Below are 18751 nucleotides of genomic sequence, written 5' to 3' on the forward strand. Positions count from 1 at the left end.
ACAAATGTAGGAGCGGCCTTGCGTCGCGATGCGCCGCGCGGGCGGCGCTCGATCTCATAGGCGCTGCAACTCTAACGGCGAACACTTGGCGGCCCTGACTCGGTCAATAGCCCTCCTGCCCAGAGGCCTTGAAAGGGCTGACCCGTGCCGATGCCGCGACGCAGGCATTTGCCCGGGCAGACGCGCTACAATCGCGTTCGAGTGAACAGAACAGCGATCCGAGGTCCAGGCAGTGCAGTTGCAACAGGGTTTTGTCCTCACCCGCCATTGGCACGACACCCCCGAGGGCACCTGCGTGGAGTTCTGGTTGGCCACCGACCAGGGGCCAAGGCGTCTGCGTCTGGCGCCGCAGCCCTCGGTGGCGTTCGTCCCCGCGGCACAGGCCGAGCAGGCCAGGGCGGTGCTGGTCGACGAACCGGGCGTCGCGCTCAAGCCGTTGCAGCTGCGTGATTTCGACCTGCGCCCGGTCCATGGCCTGTATTGCCACCAGTATCGCCAGCTGATCGCGCTGGAAAAACGCCTGCGCGCCGCTGGCGTCGACGTCTTCGAAGCCGATATCCGTCCGCCGGAGCGCTACCTGATGGAGCGCTTCATCACCGCCGCGGTGCGTTTTCATGGCCGGCCGGGCGAGCAGGGCGTTCTGCTCGATGCGCAACTCAAGCCCGATCCGGACTATCGGCCGCCCTTGCGCCTGGTCTCGCTGGATATCGAGACCAGCGAACGGGGCGAGCTGTACAGCATCGCTCTGGAAGGCTGCGGTCAGCGCCAGGTGTACATGCTCGGCCCGGCCGATGGCGGTGACGCGGCGGTGGACTTCGATCTGCACTACTGCGCCGACCGCGCCGGTCTCATCCATTGCCTGAACCAGTGGCTGGCGCGCCACGATCCCGACGCGATCATCGGCTGGAACCTGGTGCAGTTCGACCTGCGCCTGCTGCACGAGCACGCGGCCAGGCTCGGCGTGCCCCTGTGCCTGGGTCGCGACGGCGCGCCCATGCACCTGCGCGAGCACGGCAGCCGCAGCCATTTCTTCGCCGAGGCGCCCGGCCGCGTGCTGATCGACGGCATCGAGGCCCTGCGCTCGGCGACCTGGAGCTTCCCGTCGTTCAGCCTCGAGCATGTCGCACAGCAGTTGCTGGGCGAGGGCAAGGCCATCGACACGCCCTACCAGCGCATGGACGAGATCAACCGCATGTTCGCCGAGGACAAGCCGGCCTTGGCCCGCTACAACCTCAAGGACTGCGAGTTGGTCACGCGCATCTTCGCCAAGGCCCGGTTGCTCGAATTCCTCCTCGAACGCGCCGCGGTCACGGGGCTGGCGGTGGATCGCAGTGGCGGCTCGGTGGCGGCGTTCTGTCACCTGTACATGCCGCACATGCATCGTCTGGGCTATGTCGCGCCGAACCTGGGCAGCCGCCCGGATGCCGCCAGCCCTGGCGGTTTCGTCATGGATTCGCGCCCCGGGTTGTACGATTCGGTGCTGGTGCTCGACTACAAGAGCCTGTACCCCTCGATCATCCGTACCTTTCTCATCGACCCGGTTGGGCTGGTCGAGGGCCTGCGCCAGCCGGACAACACGCATTCGGTCGAGGGCTTTCGCGGTGGGCGCTTCTCGCGTGCCATGCATTGCCTGCCGGCGATCGTCGAACGGGTCTGGCAGGGGCGCGAGGCGGCCAAGCGCGCCGGCAACGCGCCGTTGTCACAGGCGCTGAAGATCATCATGAACGCGTTTTACGGGGTGCTCGGCTCCAATGGCTGCCGTTTCTTCGATCCGCGCCTGGCCTCGTCGATCACGATGCGCGGGCATCAGATCATGCGCCAGACCCGAGCGCTGATCGAAGCGCAAGGCTATGACGTGATCTACGGCGATACCGACTCCACCTTCGTCTGGCTCAAGGGCGCCCACGACGAAGCGGCCGCGGCGGATATCGGTCGCGCGCTGGTGGCCGAGGTCAACCAGTGGTGGCGCGACAACCTGCGCCAGTCCATGGGCCTGGAGAGCGCGCTGGAGTTGCAGTTCGAAACCCACTACCAGCGTTTTCTGATGCCGACCATTCGTGGCACCGACGAAGGCAGCAAGAAGCGCTACGCCGGCCTGGTGCGGCGCAGCGACGGCCAGGACGAAATGGTCTTCAAGGGGCTGGAGTCGGTACGCACCGACTGGTCGCCGCTGGCCAGGCAGTTCCAGCAGGAACTCTATGGCCGGGTGTTCCGTGGCCAGCCTTACCGCGACTACCTGAGCGCGTACGTGCGGCGCACGCTGGCGGGTGAGCAGGATGAGTTGCTGGTTTACCGCAAGCGCCTGCGTCGGCCATTGGCCGACTACCAGCGCAACGTGCCGCCGCATGTGCGCGCGGCGCGCCTGGCCGACGAGCACAATCGCCGGGTCGGGCGCCCCACGCAATACCAGAACGGCGGCTGGATCAGCTACATGATCACGACATCGGGGCCTGAGCCCCTGGAGAGCCTGAGCTCACCGGTCGATTACGAGCACTATCTGACCCGACAGCTGCAACCCGTGGCGGATGCCATCCTGCCGTTCGTGCTGGGGCGCACGATCGACCTGGGGCATATGGATCAACTGGCCTTCGACTTCTGAGCGGGTCGAGGGTGGGTGCTATCTATCTAGCGCTCGATGTCCCGCCGAGCTTCATACCCTCGCGTCTCCACCCTCAGGAGAGACGAGCCATGGACAGCAACGAGCAGGACTTGCCCTGCACCCCATCAGTGAGCGGACACGAAACGTTCCAGGATGCCCTCATCGCCGCCCGTTTGCCGACCTGGCTGCGCTCGGCCAGCCCCGCGCAAGTGACGATGCTGCGCGAGGCGCTGACCCTCAGCTGGTACTTTCGCGAGCGCGTCAGCGCCGTGCTGGCGAAGATCGAGAACATCGACGACTTCGCCTTGCCGTTGCTGCGACAAGCGCTGAAGCCGCATGTTGGCACCGCCGATGTGAAGGCCTTGCGCTTTCGCCAGGGCCGGCGTGAGCCGATCATCAATGAGGTGCCTGTCGGCAGCCACCTGACCACGGTGGTCTACCAGCATGTTCCCCTGCTCGCGGCGGCGCTGGGCAATTTCGACAGCGATCAGGCCAGCGCCGATGGCCAGCCTGTGGGCAATCGCCTGGACGGCCCCCCTGGCCAGAAGTTGGCGCTGCCGAGCGCGCCGGCGTTCGCGCGCCTGTGTCGCGAGCTCGATCTCGGACGGCGCTATCAGGCGCATCTGGTGTCGATCCTGCAGGCGCCGGACACCCGAGTGGCATCACTGATTTCGCGCGCGCAGCGCTATGCCATGCTGGTTGATGCGCATGTTGCCTGGATCCGTGGTGATGTCAGTGACGACGAGCATCAGCTGCTGGTCGATTTCTGTGCCCTGCGTGGGCAGCTGCGCTTGCAGGGGCGCAGCGTGCAGGTCAAACGCCTGAGCCTGCTGGGGGTGACCCTCGAGCAGATCGTCGTGCTCGACGTACGCGATGAGCGTTTCGATCCACTGTACAGCAGCACCTGGCGCGTGCTGGTGCATGTGCCTGGCGACCCTCAGGGCGCATGGCGGGCGTTCCCCGATCTGCGTCATTTCGCCAATGCCCTGGGCAAGCACCTGCGCACCGCACCCTACCAGCGTTTCTTCAGCCGCTTCGTCCGGCGTCGTGACGGCCAGCGTTTCTTCGCCGCGGTGGTGGCCGGCTACGCCGGGGTCTCGGACTTGGCCAACATCGCCCTGGAGGAGCACCTGCGATCCTGGCCGAAGGCGGTATTCGACTGCCTGGGCGAGGCGCGTATCGAGCAGATCAAGGACGACGCGGCGATGATCGCGGTACCGACCGACGAGGTCGATGCGCAGGTGCGGCGGGCCCACGAACAACGCCTGGAAGCCGAAGGCTGGGCGTTGCTCAGCCTGGCCGGCATGTTCGTGCCGGTCATCGGCGCCGGCTTGCTGGCGGTGACCGCCTGGGAGTTGCTGGGCGAGGTCTTCCACGGTGTCGAGGCTTGGCACGAAGGTGACACCAGCGCGGCACTGGATCACGTGCTGAATGTCGCCGGCGACCTTGCCGGCATGGCGCTGACAGCCACTGGGGTGACCCTGGCTCGCAATGCCTGGGCGCGAGCGTCGATGGTCGACAGCCTGGTGCCGGCGCGCCTGGAAGACGGCACGACGCGCCTGTGGCACCCGGACCTCGCCGCGTTTCGCAGTGCCTCTGCTCCGGCTGCGGCGGTGCGCGATGCCGAGGGCCTTCATCGCCTGGACGAGCAGACCTGGATCGAAATGGATGGGCACTGCTATCCGGTCGTCCAGCAAAGCGACACGGGACGCTGGCGCCTGGCGGCACAGGCGGGGTATGCCCCGCGGCTGAGCGACAACGGTGCCGGCGCCTGGCGCCTGTGGTACGAGCAGCCCGCGCAGTGGGACGACACGCGTGCGCTGTTCCGGCGCCTTGGCGGCGACTTTGCCCTGCTCGATGACGAGCAGATCGACCAGGTGCTGGTCGCCCACGCACTCGACGGCGACCACCTGCGGGCCATGCACGTGCAGGGGCTGGCGCCGGATGCGGGGCTGCGCGATGGCGTGCGGCGTGTTCGCCTGGACACTCGCATCCGGCGGGTGGTGAAGCAACTGCGTGGCGGTGACGTGGTCACCGACGTCACGGTGCTCGATCACGCTCGCGCACTGCCGGGCGCCAGCGGGTTGAGCGACCCGATGTTGGCGGAGCAAGTCTGGGAGCAGCGCCGGGTGTTGTTCGAGCAACTTTACGCAGCGCTGCAGGACAGCGAGGCGAGCGATGTGGCGGCCTTGCGTCGGCAGTTTCCCCGGCTGCCGAGCGCGGTGGCGGCGGAACTGGTCGCTGCGGCGCGGACCATGGATCGCCAGCGGCTGCAGGACAGCGGACGGGTCGCGCTGCGCCTGGCCACTGCCGCCAGGGCGGCGCAGCGCCAGGCGCGCCTGGCGCGCGTGTACGAGGGGCTTTCCCTCGATACGCCACAGGACGCCGATCTGGCCAGGGCCGTGCTGGGCTCGCTCGAACAGTTGCCTGGACAGGAGACGGCGATTCGCTGGCGCCTGTACGATGGCGGCAGCGATGGGCCACGGCTGCACGGCGATGCCGATGCCGCCGATTTCGACCTGGTTCATCTCAATGGCCGATTCCAGTTGCTGGACAGCAAGGGACAGACCATTGGCGAGCCCGGCGAGTTGTTCGAGGTGATTGCCAGCGCCTACGACAACGACCGGCGCCAGGCCCTTGGCCTGGGTGATCCGTTCGCCCACAACCTGAGGATAACGGTGGCGCGCCTGGCCGCCCGGCGACGCGCGCTGGTAGCCCAGGCGCTGGGGCAACGCGACGCGACAGGCTGGTTCCAGCCGCCGCAACGCCTGCGTGACGGGCGCCTTGGCTATCCGCTGAGCGGACGGAGCCCCGGCAGCCCCCGGCGACGAGCACGCGCGCTGTCCGCAGCATTGCGCGAAATCTATCCGGCATTCACCGACGGCGAGATCAGCAACTGGATCAGCGAGGTCCAGCAGAGCGGGCGCAGACCCGAGGACGAGATCGTCAGTCTCGGTCGTGAGCTGCAGGCACTGGAAAGCCATCTGCAGAGCTGGACACGGCTGGCCGGCAGTCCCACGCAGCGTGTCGACCGGCGCTACTTCAGCGACACGCTGGTCAATTGCTGGCAGCGCAGGCAGACCCGGGCCAGTGGCGACAATGTGCCAGCGACCGGGTTTCGCCTGAGCGTATGGTCGGTGAACCTGCAGACACTGCCTGACTTGCCCGAGTCGGTGAGTTTCGCCCATGTGCGGGAGTTGTCGCTGATGGGGCTGGGGCTACGGGAAGTGCCACCCGGCTTCCTGCAGGCTTTTCCTCGCCTGCGTACCCTGGAGTTGTCCAGCAACCAGCTGACCTGCGTGCCTGCGCAGTTGGTGAACCTGGGGAATCTGCGCGAGCTGGACCTTTACGGCAACGCCATCGTGCTCGATGCCTCCCAGGCCATGACGCTGGGCAACTGCGTGTCGCTGGAGTACGTCAACCTGTCGTACAACCCGCTGGGGCGCACCTTCCCGCTCTACCGCCTGGAGCGACTGAGTCGCCTGCACCTGCGCAGCACCGGGATCAGCGAGCTGCCGCCAGCGCTGATGGACCGCATGGACCTGCTGATCGCCGACCTGCGCGGCAACCGGATCACCGAGTTGCCGGCGCGCTTCTTCCGTTCGCCGGCGTGGCTCGGCAGCAGCGTGCTGCTGGCGGACAACCCGTTGTCGGCGCAGTCGGCGCAACGCCTGCAAGTGTTCCAGCAACTGCATGACGCCGTCTTGCCGGAGCCTGGCGCCGGGGACGAGGTATCCCTGCGCCAGAGCTGGCTCGACGCCGCCGACAGCGCGTCGCGGACCGAACAGTCGGCGGCCTGGGACGAGCTGGAGGGCGAGACCGAGGCGGGGGACTTTTTCCGGCTGTTGGGCCGGTTGCAGGAAACGTCGGATTACCAGCGTCAGCGTCAGCACCTGGCCAACCGTGTGTTCAGCATGCTGGTCGCCATGCGTGACCACCCCGCGCTGGCTCGGGAACTGTTCCAGCACGCCAGCGAAGACCTGACGTGCCAGGACAGTGTCGCGTTGTGCTTCAGCAACCTGGAACTGTCCATGCTGGTGTGGCAGGCACGCATGCAAGCCCAGGCAGGCGACCAGCAGGACGCCTTGCTGCGACTGGGCCGTCGCCTGTGGCGCCTGGACGAGGTGGATCGACTCGCCAACGAAGATGTCCAGGCGCGCAGGGCAGAGGACGCCAACCCTGACGAGATCGAAGTGAGGATGGCTTATCGAGTGGGGCTGCGTGATCACCTCGAGTTGCCGGCACAGCCTGACGATATGCTGTTTGGCGAAGTGGCCGGGGTACATGCGGCACGGCTGGAACAGGCTCGTGCGCGAATACAGGAAGCCGAGACCCCGGAGCGTGTGGCCCAGTCGCTGGTGGCGCGGGAGTTCTGGGTGGAGCATCTGCGGCGCGCCCATGGCGAGCGCTTCGTGACCTTCGATGCGCCATTCCAGGAGCGCTCCACGGCGTTGCTGGAGGCCGCGCAGACCATGACCGATGGTGACTACGCGGCGCGGCAGGAGGCCTTGCGCGAGCAGTGGGACAGCGGACGGCAAGCACTGCTGCTGGAACTGACACGCACCGCGTTGGAGCCTGCTGGCGCGGTCGCAGGCCATGCACGACCCTGAGTGCGCGCGTTGTCCTTGGACTATGCTCTGGTCAGGCGTGGGACATGCCCGGTTACTTTTGCCGTGAGCAGGCGCCTGGCCAGTTGGTTTAGGCTCCACGCCGGATCTTTCTCCCAGATCCGCAGTCTTTAGGTTGATCGAGAAAACAAGGAGATGCGCATGCTCGTCCGGTCACTGACCCTCGCTACCCTGCTCGTCGTAGCCGGCCCTCTGTACGCCGCCGACAGCGATGCACCGCTGGCCAAGGAACTGGGCAAGGCAAGGCCGTTGGTGGTGATCGCGCCCAGCAGCGCCGACCCGACCTTGCGTGGCCTGAACAAGGCAATGGAAGACCCGGCCACCCAGGCGGGGTTCAAGGAGCGCGGCCTGGTGCTCTACAGCGTGGCCAACATGATGGGCAAGCGCGAGGACAAGAACCTCGAGCAGCAGACCACCATGGCCCTGATCCGCGAGCTCAAGCTCGGCGCGAGCAAGGGCACCAAGGTGATCCTGATCGGCAAGGACGGTGAACGTCACATGCTCAAGGACGACGACAGCGGCGAGATGATCGAGCCACAGACGATCTTCAAGGCCGTGGACGAGTTGCCGGCCAGCGAGAAGGCGATCACCGCGCCGGAGCCGGTTGCCGCCGCGCCCGCCGAACCCAAGGCCAAGGACAGCAAGGCCAAACCGAGCAAGCCCGCCGCGCCGCCCAAGCCATTGGACGACTGATCATCGCAACGCGGCCCTCGCGTGTGCAGGGGCCGCGTTGTGTATCCCCGTGTATCAACCCGTCGCCAGGACCCACTGGCATACAAAACCCCGCCCTTGACGATACACCGACGACACACCGCCACGGCCAAATGGCTCCACTTTCAACCACCCGTGGAGCTGCATCATGAAAAACACCCGTCAAACCCTTGGCCTGCTCGGTGCCACCCTGTTCGCCGGCATGGCCCTTAACACCGCCTTTGCCGTCGAACCGCTGTCCCAGGGCTACCAGCTGGCCGCCGCCAAGACGCCGGGCGAGGGCAAGTGCGGTGAAGGCAAGTGCGGCGCCAGTGGCAAGGCGACGCAAAGCGAAGGCAAGTGTGGCGAGGGCAAGTGTGGCGCCAGCGCCAAGGCCGGCGCCGAGGGCAAATGCGGTGAAGGCAAGTGTGGCGACGCATCCTTCGCCCGCACCGACAGCAATCACGACGGCAAGGTCTCGCGCGACGAGTTTCTCGCCGTGGCCAAGGACCGCGCCGCCGACTTCGACAAGATCGATCGCGATCACGATGGTTTCATTTCCGAGCAGGAGGCCCACGATCACCTGGCGGCAATCTACAAGGCCAACGGCAAGGCCATGCCCGACGGGCTGTTCAGCCATCTGACCGGCCAGTCCTGACGCTCCTCGCGGGGCCAGCCCACTCCCACGATGTCATGCGTGGGAGCGGGCTGGCTCCGCGATGCCGTTCAATGCCCCAGAGAGCCTGCAATCATGTCCCAACCCAAATTGCACACCGGCCTCGGCCTGCGCCGTGGCCTGCTGCCCGACCTGCTGACCATGGAGGCGGGCGCGGTGGACTTCCTCGAGTGCGCGCCGGAGAACTGGATTGGCGTCGGTGGCGCTTTCGGCCAGAGCCTGGAGCGCCTGGCCGAACGCTTTGCCATCGCTTGCCACGGGCTCTCGCTGTCACTGGGCGGCACCGCGCCACTGGACCTTGCATTCCTGGCGCGTACCCGACAGTTCCTCGACCATCACCAGGTGCGCCTGTACAGCGAGCATCTGAGCTACTGCAGCGACGATGGCCACCTCTATGACCTGCTGCCGATTCCGTTCACCGACGAGGCCGTGCGCCATGTGTCCGCGCGCATCCGCCAGGCCCAGGAGGTGCTGGGCAGGCGCATCGCGGTGGAGAACATCAGCTATTACGCCGCTCCGTACCAGGCCATGGCCGAGCTGGATTTCATTCGCGCGGTGCTCGACGAGGCCGATTGCGATCTGCTGCTGGACGTCAACAATGTCTTCGTCAATGCCTGCAATCATCGCTACGACGCCCAGGCGTTCCTCGCCGGCATCCCCCGGGAGCGGGTGGTCGGCATGCACGTTGCCGGCCATTACGACGAAGCCCCGGACCTCAAGGTCGATACCCACGGCGCGCCGGTCAAGGATGCGGTCTGGGCCTTGTTCGCCCAAGCCTGCGCGCGATTCGGCGCCCAGCCGACCGTGCTCGAGCGTGATTTCAACTACCCGCCGCTGGCCGAACTGCTGGCCGAGACGGCCCATATCCGCAGCCTTCAGCAAACTCATGGAGTACCGAGCGATGAGTGAAACACTGCGCGAACAGCAGTTCACCCTGGCCCGACACCTGCGTGATCCGGCCAGCCATCCGCCGCCACCGGGCCTGGAGGCGCGGCGGCTGAAGATTTATCGCGAGCTGTTCTACGGCGCCATCGAGGGGTTGCTGGCAGGCAGCTTTCCGGTGTTGCGCCAGACCCTGGGCGAGCAGCGCTGGCATGCCCGGGTGCGCGACTTCTATGCCGCTTACCGCAGCCAGACGCCGCTGTTCACCGAAGTGGCCGAAGCCTTTGTCGACTACCTGCAGGGCATCGAGCTCGATGCCCCCTGGCAACTGGAGCTGGCGCATTACGAATGGATCGAGGCGCAGTTGTACCTGAGCGACGCCCAGGAACCACCCCATGACCCGGCGGGCGACCTGCTCGACGGCACGCCTGTGCTGTCCTGCACGGCGCGGGTGCTGGCCTATCTCTGGCCGGTGGAGCGCATCGGCCCGCATGAGCAGCCGCTGGAGCCACCGGCGATGCCGACGCTGTTGCTGGTCTATCGCGACGCCGGGCTGCAGGTACGCTTCTTGCGTCTCTCGCCCATGGCCTGGCGGCTTCTGGCCGGGGTGAGCGGGACCGGGCGCGAGCGCTTGCAGGCGCTGGGCGATGAAGCGCTGCAGGTCCAGGGACTACTGTTGCTGGAGCAGCTGCGTGAGCAGGGCATCATTATCGGCACCGCGCGCTGAACGGCCCTCCCGTCAACCCTCGGTGGCCCTGGCTGCGGGCATCGGCTGCGTTTTCTTGGCCGGCTTCAGGCGCGATACCCCGAACAGCACCAGCGCCAACCCGATCACCTGGTACAGCGAAATCGTCTCGCTGAGGATCGCCCACGAGGCCAGCACCGTGAGCACCGGCCCCAGGTTGCCCACCGCCGCCGTGTGGGTCGGCCCCATGCGCTGGATGGCCAGGGCCACCCAGTAGATCGGCAGCACCGTGGAGAACAGCGCCATCAGCGCTGCGTTCAGCCATACCGCGCCCGGCAGGTTCCACAGCGGCGCGACATCGGCCACCAGCAGGTAATGCGCCAGCACCATCAGCGAGGATGCCGTGCCGCACAGCCCGGCCAGGCGCATCGAGCCCATGCGCTTTAGCATCATGCCGGTGCCCGAGTAGTACAGGGCGTAGGTCACCGCGCTGGCGAATACCCACAGCGAACCGATCACCACCTGGTTGCCGATGCCGGCCACGCTCAGGTCATGGACGAAGGCGATACCCAGCCCCAGGTAGCATAGGCCCATGGCCGTCAGCGTCCGCAGGGTAGGGCGTTCGCGCTGGACGATGGCCTGGAAGATCAGCACCAGCGTCGGGTAGGTGAACAGGATCAGCCGTTCCAGCCCGGCGCTGATGTATTGCAGGCCATAGAAGTCGAACAGGCTGGCCAGGTAGTAGCCGAGCAGCCCGAGCAGCGCCACGCGCAGGCCATCGGGCAGGCTCAGCGGGGTATCGCCTCGGCCGCGGCTGGCCCAGACCAGCCAGGCGAACAACGGCAGCGCCAGCAGCATGCGCAGTGCCAGGAGACTGATGGCATCCACCGGCCCGGCGGCATAGGCGAGCTTGACGAAGATGGCCTTGAAACTGAACCCCAGGGCCGCGAGCACGGCATACAGGCTGCCGTTGGCAAGGGCGCGCTGGAGGAAAGTGGGAATCGGGTTCATGGGACATCCGTGGCAGGGGAATGGGCTTATTCTGTGCAGAACGCCAATGCGATAGAATCGCTTTTTTTCGAACATGGCGTTCTGATTCGGAGAATCCCCCATGCACTTCGACCTGGCCGATCTGCGCTTGCTTGCGGCCATCGCCGCCACCGGCAGCCTGAGCAAGGCAGCGGCGACCTTCCCGGTGGCGGTGTCGGCCGCTAGTACCCGCCTGCGGCTGTTCGAGGCACGCAGTGGCCTGACGCTGTTCACGCGCAGGGCCGACGGCATGCAGCTGACGCCGGCCGGGCGCCTGGTGCTGGAGTCGGCGCGTGGCGTGCTGGGCGAGGCGCAGAGGCTGCACGACACCCTGCGCGAGCTGGCCGGGCAACGGCGCATCAACCTGCACCTGGCGGCCTCGACGGTGACCAACAGCACCCTGTTGCCGGCGGTGCTCGGGCCGTTCCTGGCGGACTATCCGGAACTGGACCTGCAACTGGTCGAACACAAGAGCGTCGATGTGCTGCGCGTGGTCCTGAGCGGCGAGTGCGAGATCGGTGTGTACGACGGCAACCTGGTCAACGACGGCCTGGTGTCGCTGCCGTTTCGCACCGAGCGCCTGGTGTTGCTGGTGGCCGCCGACCACCCGCTGGCTGCTCGCGAGCAGCTGCGCCTGGTCGATGCACTGGACTTTGCCTTTGTCTGCCTGCCGGCCGAGCGGGCCATGCAGCGCTTCGTCGAGGAACTGGCGCTGAACCTGGCCATGCCATTGAAGGTGCGGGTGCGCGCGCCGAGCTTCGAGGCGATCGCCCAGCTGGTGGCCCAGCGCGCGGGCATCGCCATGCTGCCGGAGACCGCCGCCGTGCGTGCCGAGCAGGAGCTGGCGGTCCGGCGGGTGGCGCTGGAGGAGCGTTGGGCGACACTGGAGCTGCGTATCTGCTTTCGTGGCTGGGAGGCGCTGAGCTCCCACGGACGGCAGTTGGTGAGTTTCCTGTCCGGGCAGTGAGGGCGAGCCGTTCGGGTGAATCGGTTTTTTGGACGAATGCCATCATTTGGATATCATTCGACGCTGTGCAAACCCCGGTGAAGGCATACAATCAGCGGCTCTGAAAAGGTACTGCACAGGCCCCGCGCACCCATGGCGTTCGACGCTTCCACCATGCTGACCCTCACCATCGCGCTTGCCGCCGCCGCCGCGCTATACCTGGCCGTCGAATGGCGCAGCGTGCGCGAGTCGTCGCTGTTGTGCTGGAGCGCCAGTTTCGCCACCATCAGTGTTGGATCCTCGCTTGCGCTGATGCGCGGCAGCGGCTACCTGTTCATCGGCATCTGGTTCGCCAACGGCATGTTGATCGTCGCGCACTGGTTGTTCCTGCTGGGCGTGTCGCGCTTTACCGAGACCCGTCTGTCGCGCGCCTGCTACCTGGCTCCCGTGCTCTGGTGCGCGTTGCTGCTGCTGCCGCAGTGGCCGCTGTGGTCGAAGACTTTCCTGGTAGCCAATTCGTTGCTGGTGGCGTTGTTCACCCTGTATGCCAGCTGGCTGCTGCGTCCCCACGGCAAGTCGCTGAGCGTGGGCGCGGTACAGCTGCGCTACGTGTTGCTGCTGCACGGTTTGTTCTACCTGGCCAAGACCTTGCCGGCCCTGGTGCCGGGCAGCCTGATCGACCTGACGGCATTTCGCGGGCAGATCATCCAGGTGTCGCTGGTGGAAGGGGCGATGGCCATCATGCTGATCGCGCTGTCGATGACCGGTACCGTGCGCTACCGCCGCGAGGAGCGCATCGAGCGCCTGGCGGCCCGCGATCCGCTGACCGCGTTGTACAACCGTCGTGCCCTGGAGGTGCGGGCCTCGAACCTGTTCAAGGGCATTTCGCCGGCCAGCCCGGGGGCGCTGCTGTTGATCGATATCGATCATTTCAAGCTGGTCAACGACCTGCACGGGCACGCCGCCGGCGACCGCTTGCTGGTGGCGCTGAGCGAGATGATCCGGACGCTGCTGCCGGAGCGGGCGATCGCCGCGCGCCTGGGCGGCGACGAATTCGTGATCCTGCTGGCCGATGCCTCCCGTGCGACCATCGAGCAGCTGGCCGGCGCCTTGCGCCAGCAGTTCCAGGCCGTCGCCGCGCAGTCCTTCAGCACGCCCGAGGCGGTCACTTTGAGCATTGGCGCCAATCTGTTCGACCGGCCACCGGCCAGCCTCGCGGCGTTGATCGAACAGGGCGACGTGCTGCTCTATGCCTCCAAGCGGGCCGGGCGCAACAGCCTGCAGCTGGTGGATGGCTTGCGCGGCTGAGCCGGGTCACTTGTTGTTGATGCATTGCGACAGCACCGAATAGCGCACGGTGCGCAGGGTGCCCTCGCGATCTTCGAAGGTCATCAGCCGCGGTACGACCTCGCAGGTGCGCGGGTCGCCCGACTGGCGCACGAAACGGGCGATGTCCAGCTTCATCCCATAGCGATAGTCGACGATCTCCGGCATCGGCTTGGCGCGTTGCTGCGCGTAGCTTGCGACGGCCTGCTGATGGTCCTCCAGCAACTGGTCGTTGCGCTGCTTGGAAAAGCCGGTGGCCTGGGCCGACAGGGAAAGCGCCAGCAGGGTGGCGGTCAGGGTCAGTCGCAGCATGATGGGTGTCTCCGAAAGGTTCATTTCGAAGTCCACGCTAGCCAGGGGCGACCAACAACGGCATGACGCCAGGGTTACAGATGTGAAAGGTGCCCTGTGGCCGTGGCCGGCGCCCCGGCGCATGACGCGATTGTAATTTGCCGATCATCTTCCCGTTATCCGCCGCCGGCGAGCATCAGCTTCGGCCGACGGGGCTGGGTGCGCGCGCATCTGGCCAGATCAGGGACGCTCCAGCACCAAGGTCCGACAAGAAGAACAGCCACACCCAAAGGAGCAATGGATGAACAACAGTCCAAGACTTTCCCTGGCCGCCCTGGTGGCGCTGGTTGGCGCCACGCCGAGCGCCTGGGCCGTCGATGATCGCAAAGAGGGGTTCATCGAGGGCAGCACGCTGAGCGTGCTCAACCGCAACTTCTACTTCAACCGCGATCACCGTGATGGCCCCGCGCCGACCTACAACAGCGGCAAGGCCAGCGACAATGGTTACTCCGAGGCCTGGGCCCATGCCGTCATCACCCGTTTCGAGTCCGGTTTCACCCAGGGCACGGTCGGGGTCGGCGTGGACGCCTTCGCCATGCTCGGGCTCAAGCTCGACAGCGGAGGAGGGCGCAATGGCGGACGCAGTTCCTTCGACGTGCTGCCGGTGGATCGCGACGGCCAGGCCCGTGATGAATACACCAAGCTCGGCGGCGCGGCCAAGGTGCGCCTGTTCGACACGGTGCTGCGGGTCGGCGATGTGTTTCCGCTCAACCCGATGGTGGCCGCCGGCGATTCGAGACTGCTGCCGGAGAGTTTTCGCGGCGTGACGCTGGAGAACACCAGCCTGCAGGGCCTTACGCTGCAGGCTGGACGCCTGCATGCCATGAGCCAGCCGGTGTCCAGCGACCTGCGCGAGAACTTCGCGACCTTCTACGGCGGCCCGGTGGACTCGCCCTGGATCGCCTACGGCGGTGGCGACTACGCGATCAACGACAATATCAGCGTGAGCCTGTTCGGCAGCCGCCTCAAGGATGTCTGGAACCAGTACTACGCCGGCACCAGCGTCACTTGGCCGCTTGGCGACGAGCTGGCGCTGATCGGCGGGTTCAATTTCTACAACGCCAAGGATGAAGGCCGCCAGCGCCTCGGCCAGTTCGACAACGATATCTGGAGCGCCAAGCTCGGCGTGCGCTATGGCGCCCATACCCTGGCCCTGACCCACCAGCGCAACAACGGCGACGATGACTTCGACTACCTGCGCCAGTCCGACTCGATCTTCCTCGACAACTCCATCCAGTACAGCGACTTCAACTCGCCGAAAGAGCGTTCGTGGATGCTGCGCTACGACCTGAACATGGCGGCCTACGGGGTACCGGGCCTGTCGTTCATGACCCGTTACGGGCGTGGCAGCGATGCCGACTACAGCCATGCCAACGCCTACTACATGCGTCGCGACGACAACGGCGATCCGCTTACCGACCAGAAGCGCTGGGAGCGCGACATCGAGGTCAAGTACGTGGTGCAGACTGGCCCGGCCAAGGACCTTTCGCTGCGCGTGCGCCAGGCCACCACCCGGGCGACGGCCTTCGAGTCGGACCTGGACGAAGTGCGGGTGATCGTCGAGTACCCGCTGTCGATCCTCTGAGCACACCCGGATTCACCTTGAGAAGCCCACGCGCTCCTTTGGTTACAGGTGAATGTTTTGGCGCCTCGCACGAGGCGCCTTTTTTTCGCGCCTCAGACCATCGCCAGTCGCTGCTTGCGCAGCGGTGGCGCAAATGCCAGGTCGATCGCCCGCAGGTCGTCTTCGTCCAGGCGCACGTCGCCTGCCGCCGCATTCAGTCGCACATGCTCCGGGCTTACGGCTTTGGGGATGGCGATCACGCCATCGTCGCGCGTTACCCAGGCCAGGCTCACCTGGGCCGGCGTCGCCGCATGGCGCTCGGCGATCTGTTCCAGCAGCGGATGACGCAGCAGACGCCCGGCCTGGGCCAACGGGCAGTAGGCCATGGTCGGCAGACCGTGTTGGCGGCTCCACGGCAGCAGGTCGTACTCGATGCCGCGTTCGGCCGGGTTGTACAGCACCTGGTTGGTGGCGCAGGCGCGGTTGTCGAGCTCGCGCAGATCGTCGAGATCGAAGTTGGAAACGCCCCAGCGACGGATCTTGCCTTGCTCGATCAAGCGTTCGAACGCTTCGACGGTCTCCTCCAGCGGGTACTGTCCACGCCAGTGCAGCAGATACAGGTCGATGCAATCGCTGCCAAGGCGCTTGAGGCTGCGCTCGCAGGCCTCGGGCATGGCGCGTCGACTTGCGTTGTGCGGGTAGACCTTGCTGACCAGGAACACCTGGTCGCGGCGCCCGGCGATGGCCTGGCCGACCACGCGCTCGGCGCCGCCTTCGGCGTACATCTCGGCGGTGTCGATCAGGGTCAGGCCCAGGTCGATGCCTTGTTGCAGGGCGGCCACTTCGGCGGCCTTGCGGCCCGGGTCCTCGCCCATGTACCAGGTGCCCTGGCCAATGGCCGGAACGCGGGCGCCCGCTAGATTCACGTTACGCATGTCACCTCCTGTGGATGGGTGTGGGTAAGCAGGACATCGAGCAGCGCCTCGGCGGCCTTCGACAGCTTGTGATCGCCCAGGGCGATCACGCCGATGCGGCGTTCCACGGTGGGCTCGACCAGAGGCACGCAGCGAGCGCCGAGTTCCTGCATCTGCCCGATGCACAGGGCCGGCACGGCGCTGACCCCCAGGCCACTGGCGACCATGCGGCCAATGGTCGACAGCTGATGGCTCTCGAAGGCCACCGCCAGCTTGCCGTGGTTGGCGGCCAGGTGCTGTTCGAGCAGCAGGCGTACCGCCGAGGGGCGCTGCAGGGCGATGAAGTCCTGGGCCAGCAGCTCCTGCCAGCGCACCTGGGGCTGGCGGGCGAGCGGTGAGTCGGCGGGGACCACCGCCACGAAACGGTCCATGTACAGCGGATGGAAACGCAATGCCTCGCTACTGTCGGGCTCGAAGCCGATGCCCAGTTCGACGCGACGATGGCGCACCAGTTCCAGTACCTGCTCGTTGATCACGTCGTGCACGGTGACATTGACCTTGGGGTAGCGCTGGCGAAACACCTTCAGCGACTGCGGCAGCAGGTTGCCGGCGAAAGCCGGCATGGCCGCCACCGATACCCTGCCCAGTTGCAGGGTGAAGCGCTGGCGCAGCATCTCCTCGGTGTCGTCCCAGTCGGCCAGCAGGCGTCGGGCCAGTGGCAGCAGCACCTCGCCCTCGGGGGTGAGGCTGACGCTGCGAGTGGTGCGGGTGAGCAGGGCGCCGCCGAGGTTGTCCTCCAGCGCCTTGATGGTCAGGCTCAGGGCCGGTTGCGACACATGCAGGTGCTCGCCGGCCTGGGCGAAACTCTGGTACTTGGCCACGGTGACGAAGGCACGCAGCTGCTTGACGTTCATGACAGGCTCGACCTTTGTTTTGGAAAAATTATCAATCGATGACGAAAACAAAATTAACAAATCAGTCGGCTGCGGTGAAGATGACCGCACGGTTCCAACAACTACAAAAGGCGACTGAGCATGGCCGGACTGGACAAGCGTGTAGCAACCTATGAAGAGGCCCTGGCGGGCCTGACCGACGACATGACGGTGCTGGCCGGTGGCTTCGGCCTGTGCGGCATCCCGGAAAACCTCATCGCCGAGATCAAGCGTCGTGGCGTCAAGGGCTTGACCGTGGTCTCCAACAACTGCGGTGTCGATGGCTTCGGCCTGGGCGTGCTGCTCGAAGACCGGCAGATCCGCAAGATGATCGCCTCCTATGTCGGCGAGAACGCCGAATTCGAACGCCAGCTGCTCAGCGGCGAGCTGGAAGTGGAGCTGACCCCGCAAGGCACCCTCGCCGAGAAGATGCGCGCTGGCGGCGCGGGCATTCCGGCCTTCTACACCGCCACCGGCTACGGCACGCCGGTCGCCGAAGGCAAGGAAGTGCGCGAGTTCAAGGGCCGCAAGTATATCCTCGAAGAATCCATTACCGGCGACTTCGCCATCGTCAAGGGCTGGAAGGCCGACCACTACGGCAACGTGGTGTACCGCAACACCGCGCAGAACTTCAACCCGCTGGCCGCCACCGCCGGCAAGATCACCGTGGTCGAGGTCGAGGAGATCGTCGAGCCTGGCGTGCTGCTGCCCAGCGAGATCCACACCCCGGGCATCTATGTCGACCGGGTCATCGTCGGCACCTTCGAGAAGCGCATCGAGAAGCGCACCGTCAAGGCCTGAGCGCCGCCCTCAAGAACAACAAAGAGATCCTGACCATGGCACTGACCCGCGAACAAATGGCCCAACGCGTCGCCCGTGAACTCAAAGACGGCTACTACGTCAACCTCGGTATCGGCATCCCCACCCTGGTGGCCAACTACGTGCCCGCCGACATGGACGTGATGCTGCAGTCGGAAAACGGCCTGCTGGGCATGGGCGAGTTTCCCACCGAAGCCACCCTCGACGCCGACATGATCAACGCCGGCAAGCAGACCGTCACCGCCCGCCGTGGCGCGTCGATCTTCGACTCGGCGCAATCCTTCGCCATGATCCGCGGCGGCCATGTCGACCTCACCGTGCTCGGTGCCTTCGAGGTGGACGTGGAAGGCAACATCGCCTCGTGGATGATTCCCGGCAAGCTGGTCAAGGGCATGGGCGGCGCCATGGACCTGGTGGCCGGTGCCGACAACATCATCGTCACCATGACCCACGCCTCGAAGGACGGCGAGTCCAAGCTGCTGCCGCGCTGCAGCCTGCCGCTGACCGGTGCCGGCTGCATCCGCAAGGTGCTGACCGACCTGGCCTACCTGGAGATCGAGAACGGCGCCTTCATCCTGCGCGAGACCGCGCCAGGGGTCAGCATCGAGGAGATCGTCGAGAAGACCGCCGGCAAGCTGATCGTGCCGGACGATGTGAAGGAAATGACCTTCTAAACCTTGTTTTGCAAACGCCCCATCGCGGGGCAAGCC

Annotated in this window: 15 protein-coding genes; 11 read left to right on the forward strand and 4 right to left on the reverse strand. The window is 66.1% G+C overall.

What is annotated here, in order from left to right:
- Positions 1-232 precede the first annotated feature (232 nt).
- The 6 genes from N5D48_RS11565 to N5D48_RS11590 all read left to right on the forward strand — a co-directional run bounded on the left by N5D48_RS11565 (position 233) and on the right by N5D48_RS11590 (position 10202).
- Complete coding sequence (locus N5D48_RS11565; protein ID WP_279884223.1) at positions 233-2599, forward strand: DNA polymerase II; 2367 nt, start codon at positions 233-235, stop codon at positions 2597-2599.
- Between the two features lie 89 nt (positions 2600-2688).
- Complete coding sequence (locus tag N5D48_RS11570) at positions 2689-7209, forward strand: NEL-type E3 ubiquitin ligase domain-containing protein (RefSeq protein ID WP_279884225.1); 4521 nt, start codon at positions 2689-2691, stop codon at positions 7207-7209.
- 159 nt (positions 7210-7368) lie between these two features.
- Positions 7369-7920 carry a DUF4174 domain-containing protein gene (locus N5D48_RS11575; RefSeq protein ID WP_279884227.1) on the forward strand — a complete coding sequence of 184 codons (552 nt, stop codon included), beginning with the start codon at positions 7369-7371 and terminating at the stop codon, positions 7918-7920.
- A 166-nt stretch (positions 7921-8086) separates the two neighbouring features.
- Positions 8087-8575, forward strand: a complete 489-nt coding sequence (locus tag N5D48_RS11580; RefSeq protein ID WP_279884229.1) for an EF-hand domain-containing protein — start codon at positions 8087-8089, stop codon at positions 8573-8575.
- Between the two features lie 93 nt (positions 8576-8668).
- Entirely contained in the window at positions 8669-9502 is an 834-nt protein-coding gene (locus tag N5D48_RS11585; RefSeq protein ID WP_279884231.1) for a DUF692 domain-containing protein, read from the forward strand.
- The gene (locus tag N5D48_RS11590; protein ID WP_279884233.1) at positions 9495-10202 is read left to right on the forward strand and encodes a putative DNA-binding domain-containing protein; all 708 of its coding nucleotides are present in this window, start codon (positions 9495-9497) and stop codon (positions 10200-10202) included. The genes N5D48_RS11585 and N5D48_RS11590 overlap by 8 nt, the downstream gene beginning before the upstream one ends.
- A gap of 12 nt (positions 10203-10214) precedes the next feature.
- Here the strand turns inward: N5D48_RS11590 and N5D48_RS11595 are convergent, their stop codons facing one another.
- On the reverse strand, positions 10215-11171 hold the full coding sequence (locus N5D48_RS11595) for a DMT family transporter (protein WP_279884235.1): 957 nt from the start codon (positions 11169-11171) through the stop codon (positions 10215-10217).
- 100 nt (positions 11172-11271) lie between these two features.
- On the opposite strand from N5D48_RS11595, the gene N5D48_RS11600 reads away from it, so the two are divergent.
- Both N5D48_RS11600 and N5D48_RS11605 read left to right on the forward strand, forming a co-directional pair.
- A complete protein-coding gene (locus N5D48_RS11600; protein ID WP_279884237.1) occupies positions 11272-12156 on the forward strand; it encodes a LysR substrate-binding domain-containing protein in 885 nt (294 codons plus the stop codon).
- Between the two features lie 132 nt (positions 12157-12288).
- The gene (locus tag N5D48_RS11605; protein ID WP_279884239.1) at positions 12289-13443 is read left to right on the forward strand and encodes a GGDEF domain-containing protein; all 1155 of its coding nucleotides are present in this window, start codon (positions 12289-12291) and stop codon (positions 13441-13443) included.
- A 6-nt stretch (positions 13444-13449) separates the two neighbouring features.
- Here N5D48_RS11605 and N5D48_RS11610 read toward each other — a convergent pair whose 3' ends face one another.
- Positions 13450-13773: a DUF2790 domain-containing protein gene (locus N5D48_RS11610; protein WP_279884241.1), complete on the reverse strand. Its 324-nt coding sequence runs from the start codon at positions 13771-13773 to the stop codon at positions 13450-13452.
- A gap of 280 nt (positions 13774-14053) precedes the next feature.
- Here N5D48_RS11610 and N5D48_RS11615 point away from each other — a divergent pair, with 280 nt between their 5' ends.
- Positions 14054-15397: an OprD family porin gene (locus N5D48_RS11615; RefSeq protein ID WP_279884243.1), complete on the forward strand. Its 1344-nt coding sequence runs from the start codon at positions 14054-14056 to the stop codon at positions 15395-15397.
- 92 nt (positions 15398-15489) lie between these two features.
- On the opposite strand, the gene N5D48_RS11620 is transcribed toward N5D48_RS11615, so the two are convergent.
- On the reverse strand, positions 15490-16311 hold the full coding sequence (locus N5D48_RS11620) for an aldo/keto reductase (RefSeq protein ID WP_279884244.1): 822 nt from the start codon (positions 16309-16311) through the stop codon (positions 15490-15492).
- Positions 16299-17204 carry a LysR family transcriptional regulator gene (locus N5D48_RS11625; RefSeq protein WP_279884246.1) on the reverse strand — a complete coding sequence of 302 codons (906 nt, stop codon included), beginning with the start codon at positions 17202-17204 and terminating at the stop codon, positions 16299-16301. The genes N5D48_RS11620 and N5D48_RS11625 overlap by 13 nt, the downstream gene beginning before the upstream one ends.
- A gap of 120 nt (positions 17205-17324) precedes the next feature.
- On the opposite strand from N5D48_RS11625, the gene N5D48_RS11630 reads away from it, so the two are divergent.
- Positions 17325-18023: a CoA transferase subunit A gene (locus tag N5D48_RS11630; protein ID WP_279884248.1), complete on the forward strand. Its 699-nt coding sequence runs from the start codon at positions 17325-17327 to the stop codon at positions 18021-18023.
- A 35-nt stretch (positions 18024-18058) separates the two neighbouring features.
- Positions 18059-18715 carry a CoA transferase subunit B gene (locus N5D48_RS11635; RefSeq protein ID WP_279884249.1) on the forward strand — a complete coding sequence of 219 codons (657 nt, stop codon included), beginning with the start codon at positions 18059-18061 and terminating at the stop codon, positions 18713-18715.
- Positions 18716-18751: the final 36 nt, after the last annotated feature.

The sequence above is a fragment of the Pseudomonas sp. GD03858 genome, from assembly GCF_029840925.1.
In the GTDB taxonomy this organism is placed as follows: domain Bacteria; phylum Pseudomonadota; class Gammaproteobacteria; order Pseudomonadales; family Pseudomonadaceae; genus Aquipseudomonas.

Excerpts from the sequence above, each read along its gene's own strand:
- N5D48_RS11625 (WP_279884246.1), bottom strand. The coding sequence starts at position 17,204 with ATGAACGTCAAGCAGCTGCGTGCCTTCGTCACCGTGGCCAAGTACCAG.
- N5D48_RS11575 (WP_279884227.1), top strand. The coding sequence starts at position 7,369 with ATGCTCGTCCGGTCACTGACCCTCGCTACCCTGCTCGTCGTAGCCGGC.
- N5D48_RS11570 (WP_279884225.1), top strand. The coding sequence starts at position 2,689 with ATGGACAGCAACGAGCAGGACTTGCCCTGCACCCCATCAGTGAGCGGA.
- N5D48_RS11585 (WP_279884231.1), top strand. The coding sequence starts at position 8,669 with ATGTCCCAACCCAAATTGCACACCGGCCTCGGCCTGCGCCGTGGCCTG.
- N5D48_RS11630 (WP_279884248.1), top strand. The coding sequence starts at position 17,325 with ATGGCCGGACTGGACAAGCGTGTAGCAACCTATGAAGAGGCCCTGGCG.
- N5D48_RS11600 (WP_279884237.1), top strand. The coding sequence starts at position 11,272 with ATGCACTTCGACCTGGCCGATCTGCGCTTGCTTGCGGCCATCGCCGCC.
- N5D48_RS11635 (WP_279884249.1), top strand. The coding sequence starts at position 18,059 with ATGGCACTGACCCGCGAACAAATGGCCCAACGCGTCGCCCGTGAACTC.
- N5D48_RS11580 (WP_279884229.1), top strand. The coding sequence starts at position 8,087 with ATGAAAAACACCCGTCAAACCCTTGGCCTGCTCGGTGCCACCCTGTTC.
- N5D48_RS11590 (WP_279884233.1), top strand. The coding sequence starts at position 9,495 with ATGAGTGAAACACTGCGCGAACAGCAGTTCACCCTGGCCCGACACCTG.
- N5D48_RS11620 (WP_279884244.1), bottom strand. The coding sequence starts at position 16,311 with ATGCGTAACGTGAATCTAGCGGGCGCCCGCGTTCCGGCCATTGGCCAG.
- N5D48_RS11605 (WP_279884239.1), top strand. The coding sequence starts at position 12,289 with ATGGCGTTCGACGCTTCCACCATGCTGACCCTCACCATCGCGCTTGCC.
- N5D48_RS11595 (WP_279884235.1), bottom strand. The coding sequence starts at position 11,171 with ATGAACCCGATTCCCACTTTCCTCCAGCGCGCCCTTGCCAACGGCAGC.
- N5D48_RS11610 (WP_279884241.1), bottom strand. The coding sequence starts at position 13,773 with ATGCTGCGACTGACCCTGACCGCCACCCTGCTGGCGCTTTCCCTGTCG.
- N5D48_RS11615 (WP_279884243.1), top strand. The coding sequence starts at position 14,054 with ATGAACAACAGTCCAAGACTTTCCCTGGCCGCCCTGGTGGCGCTGGTT.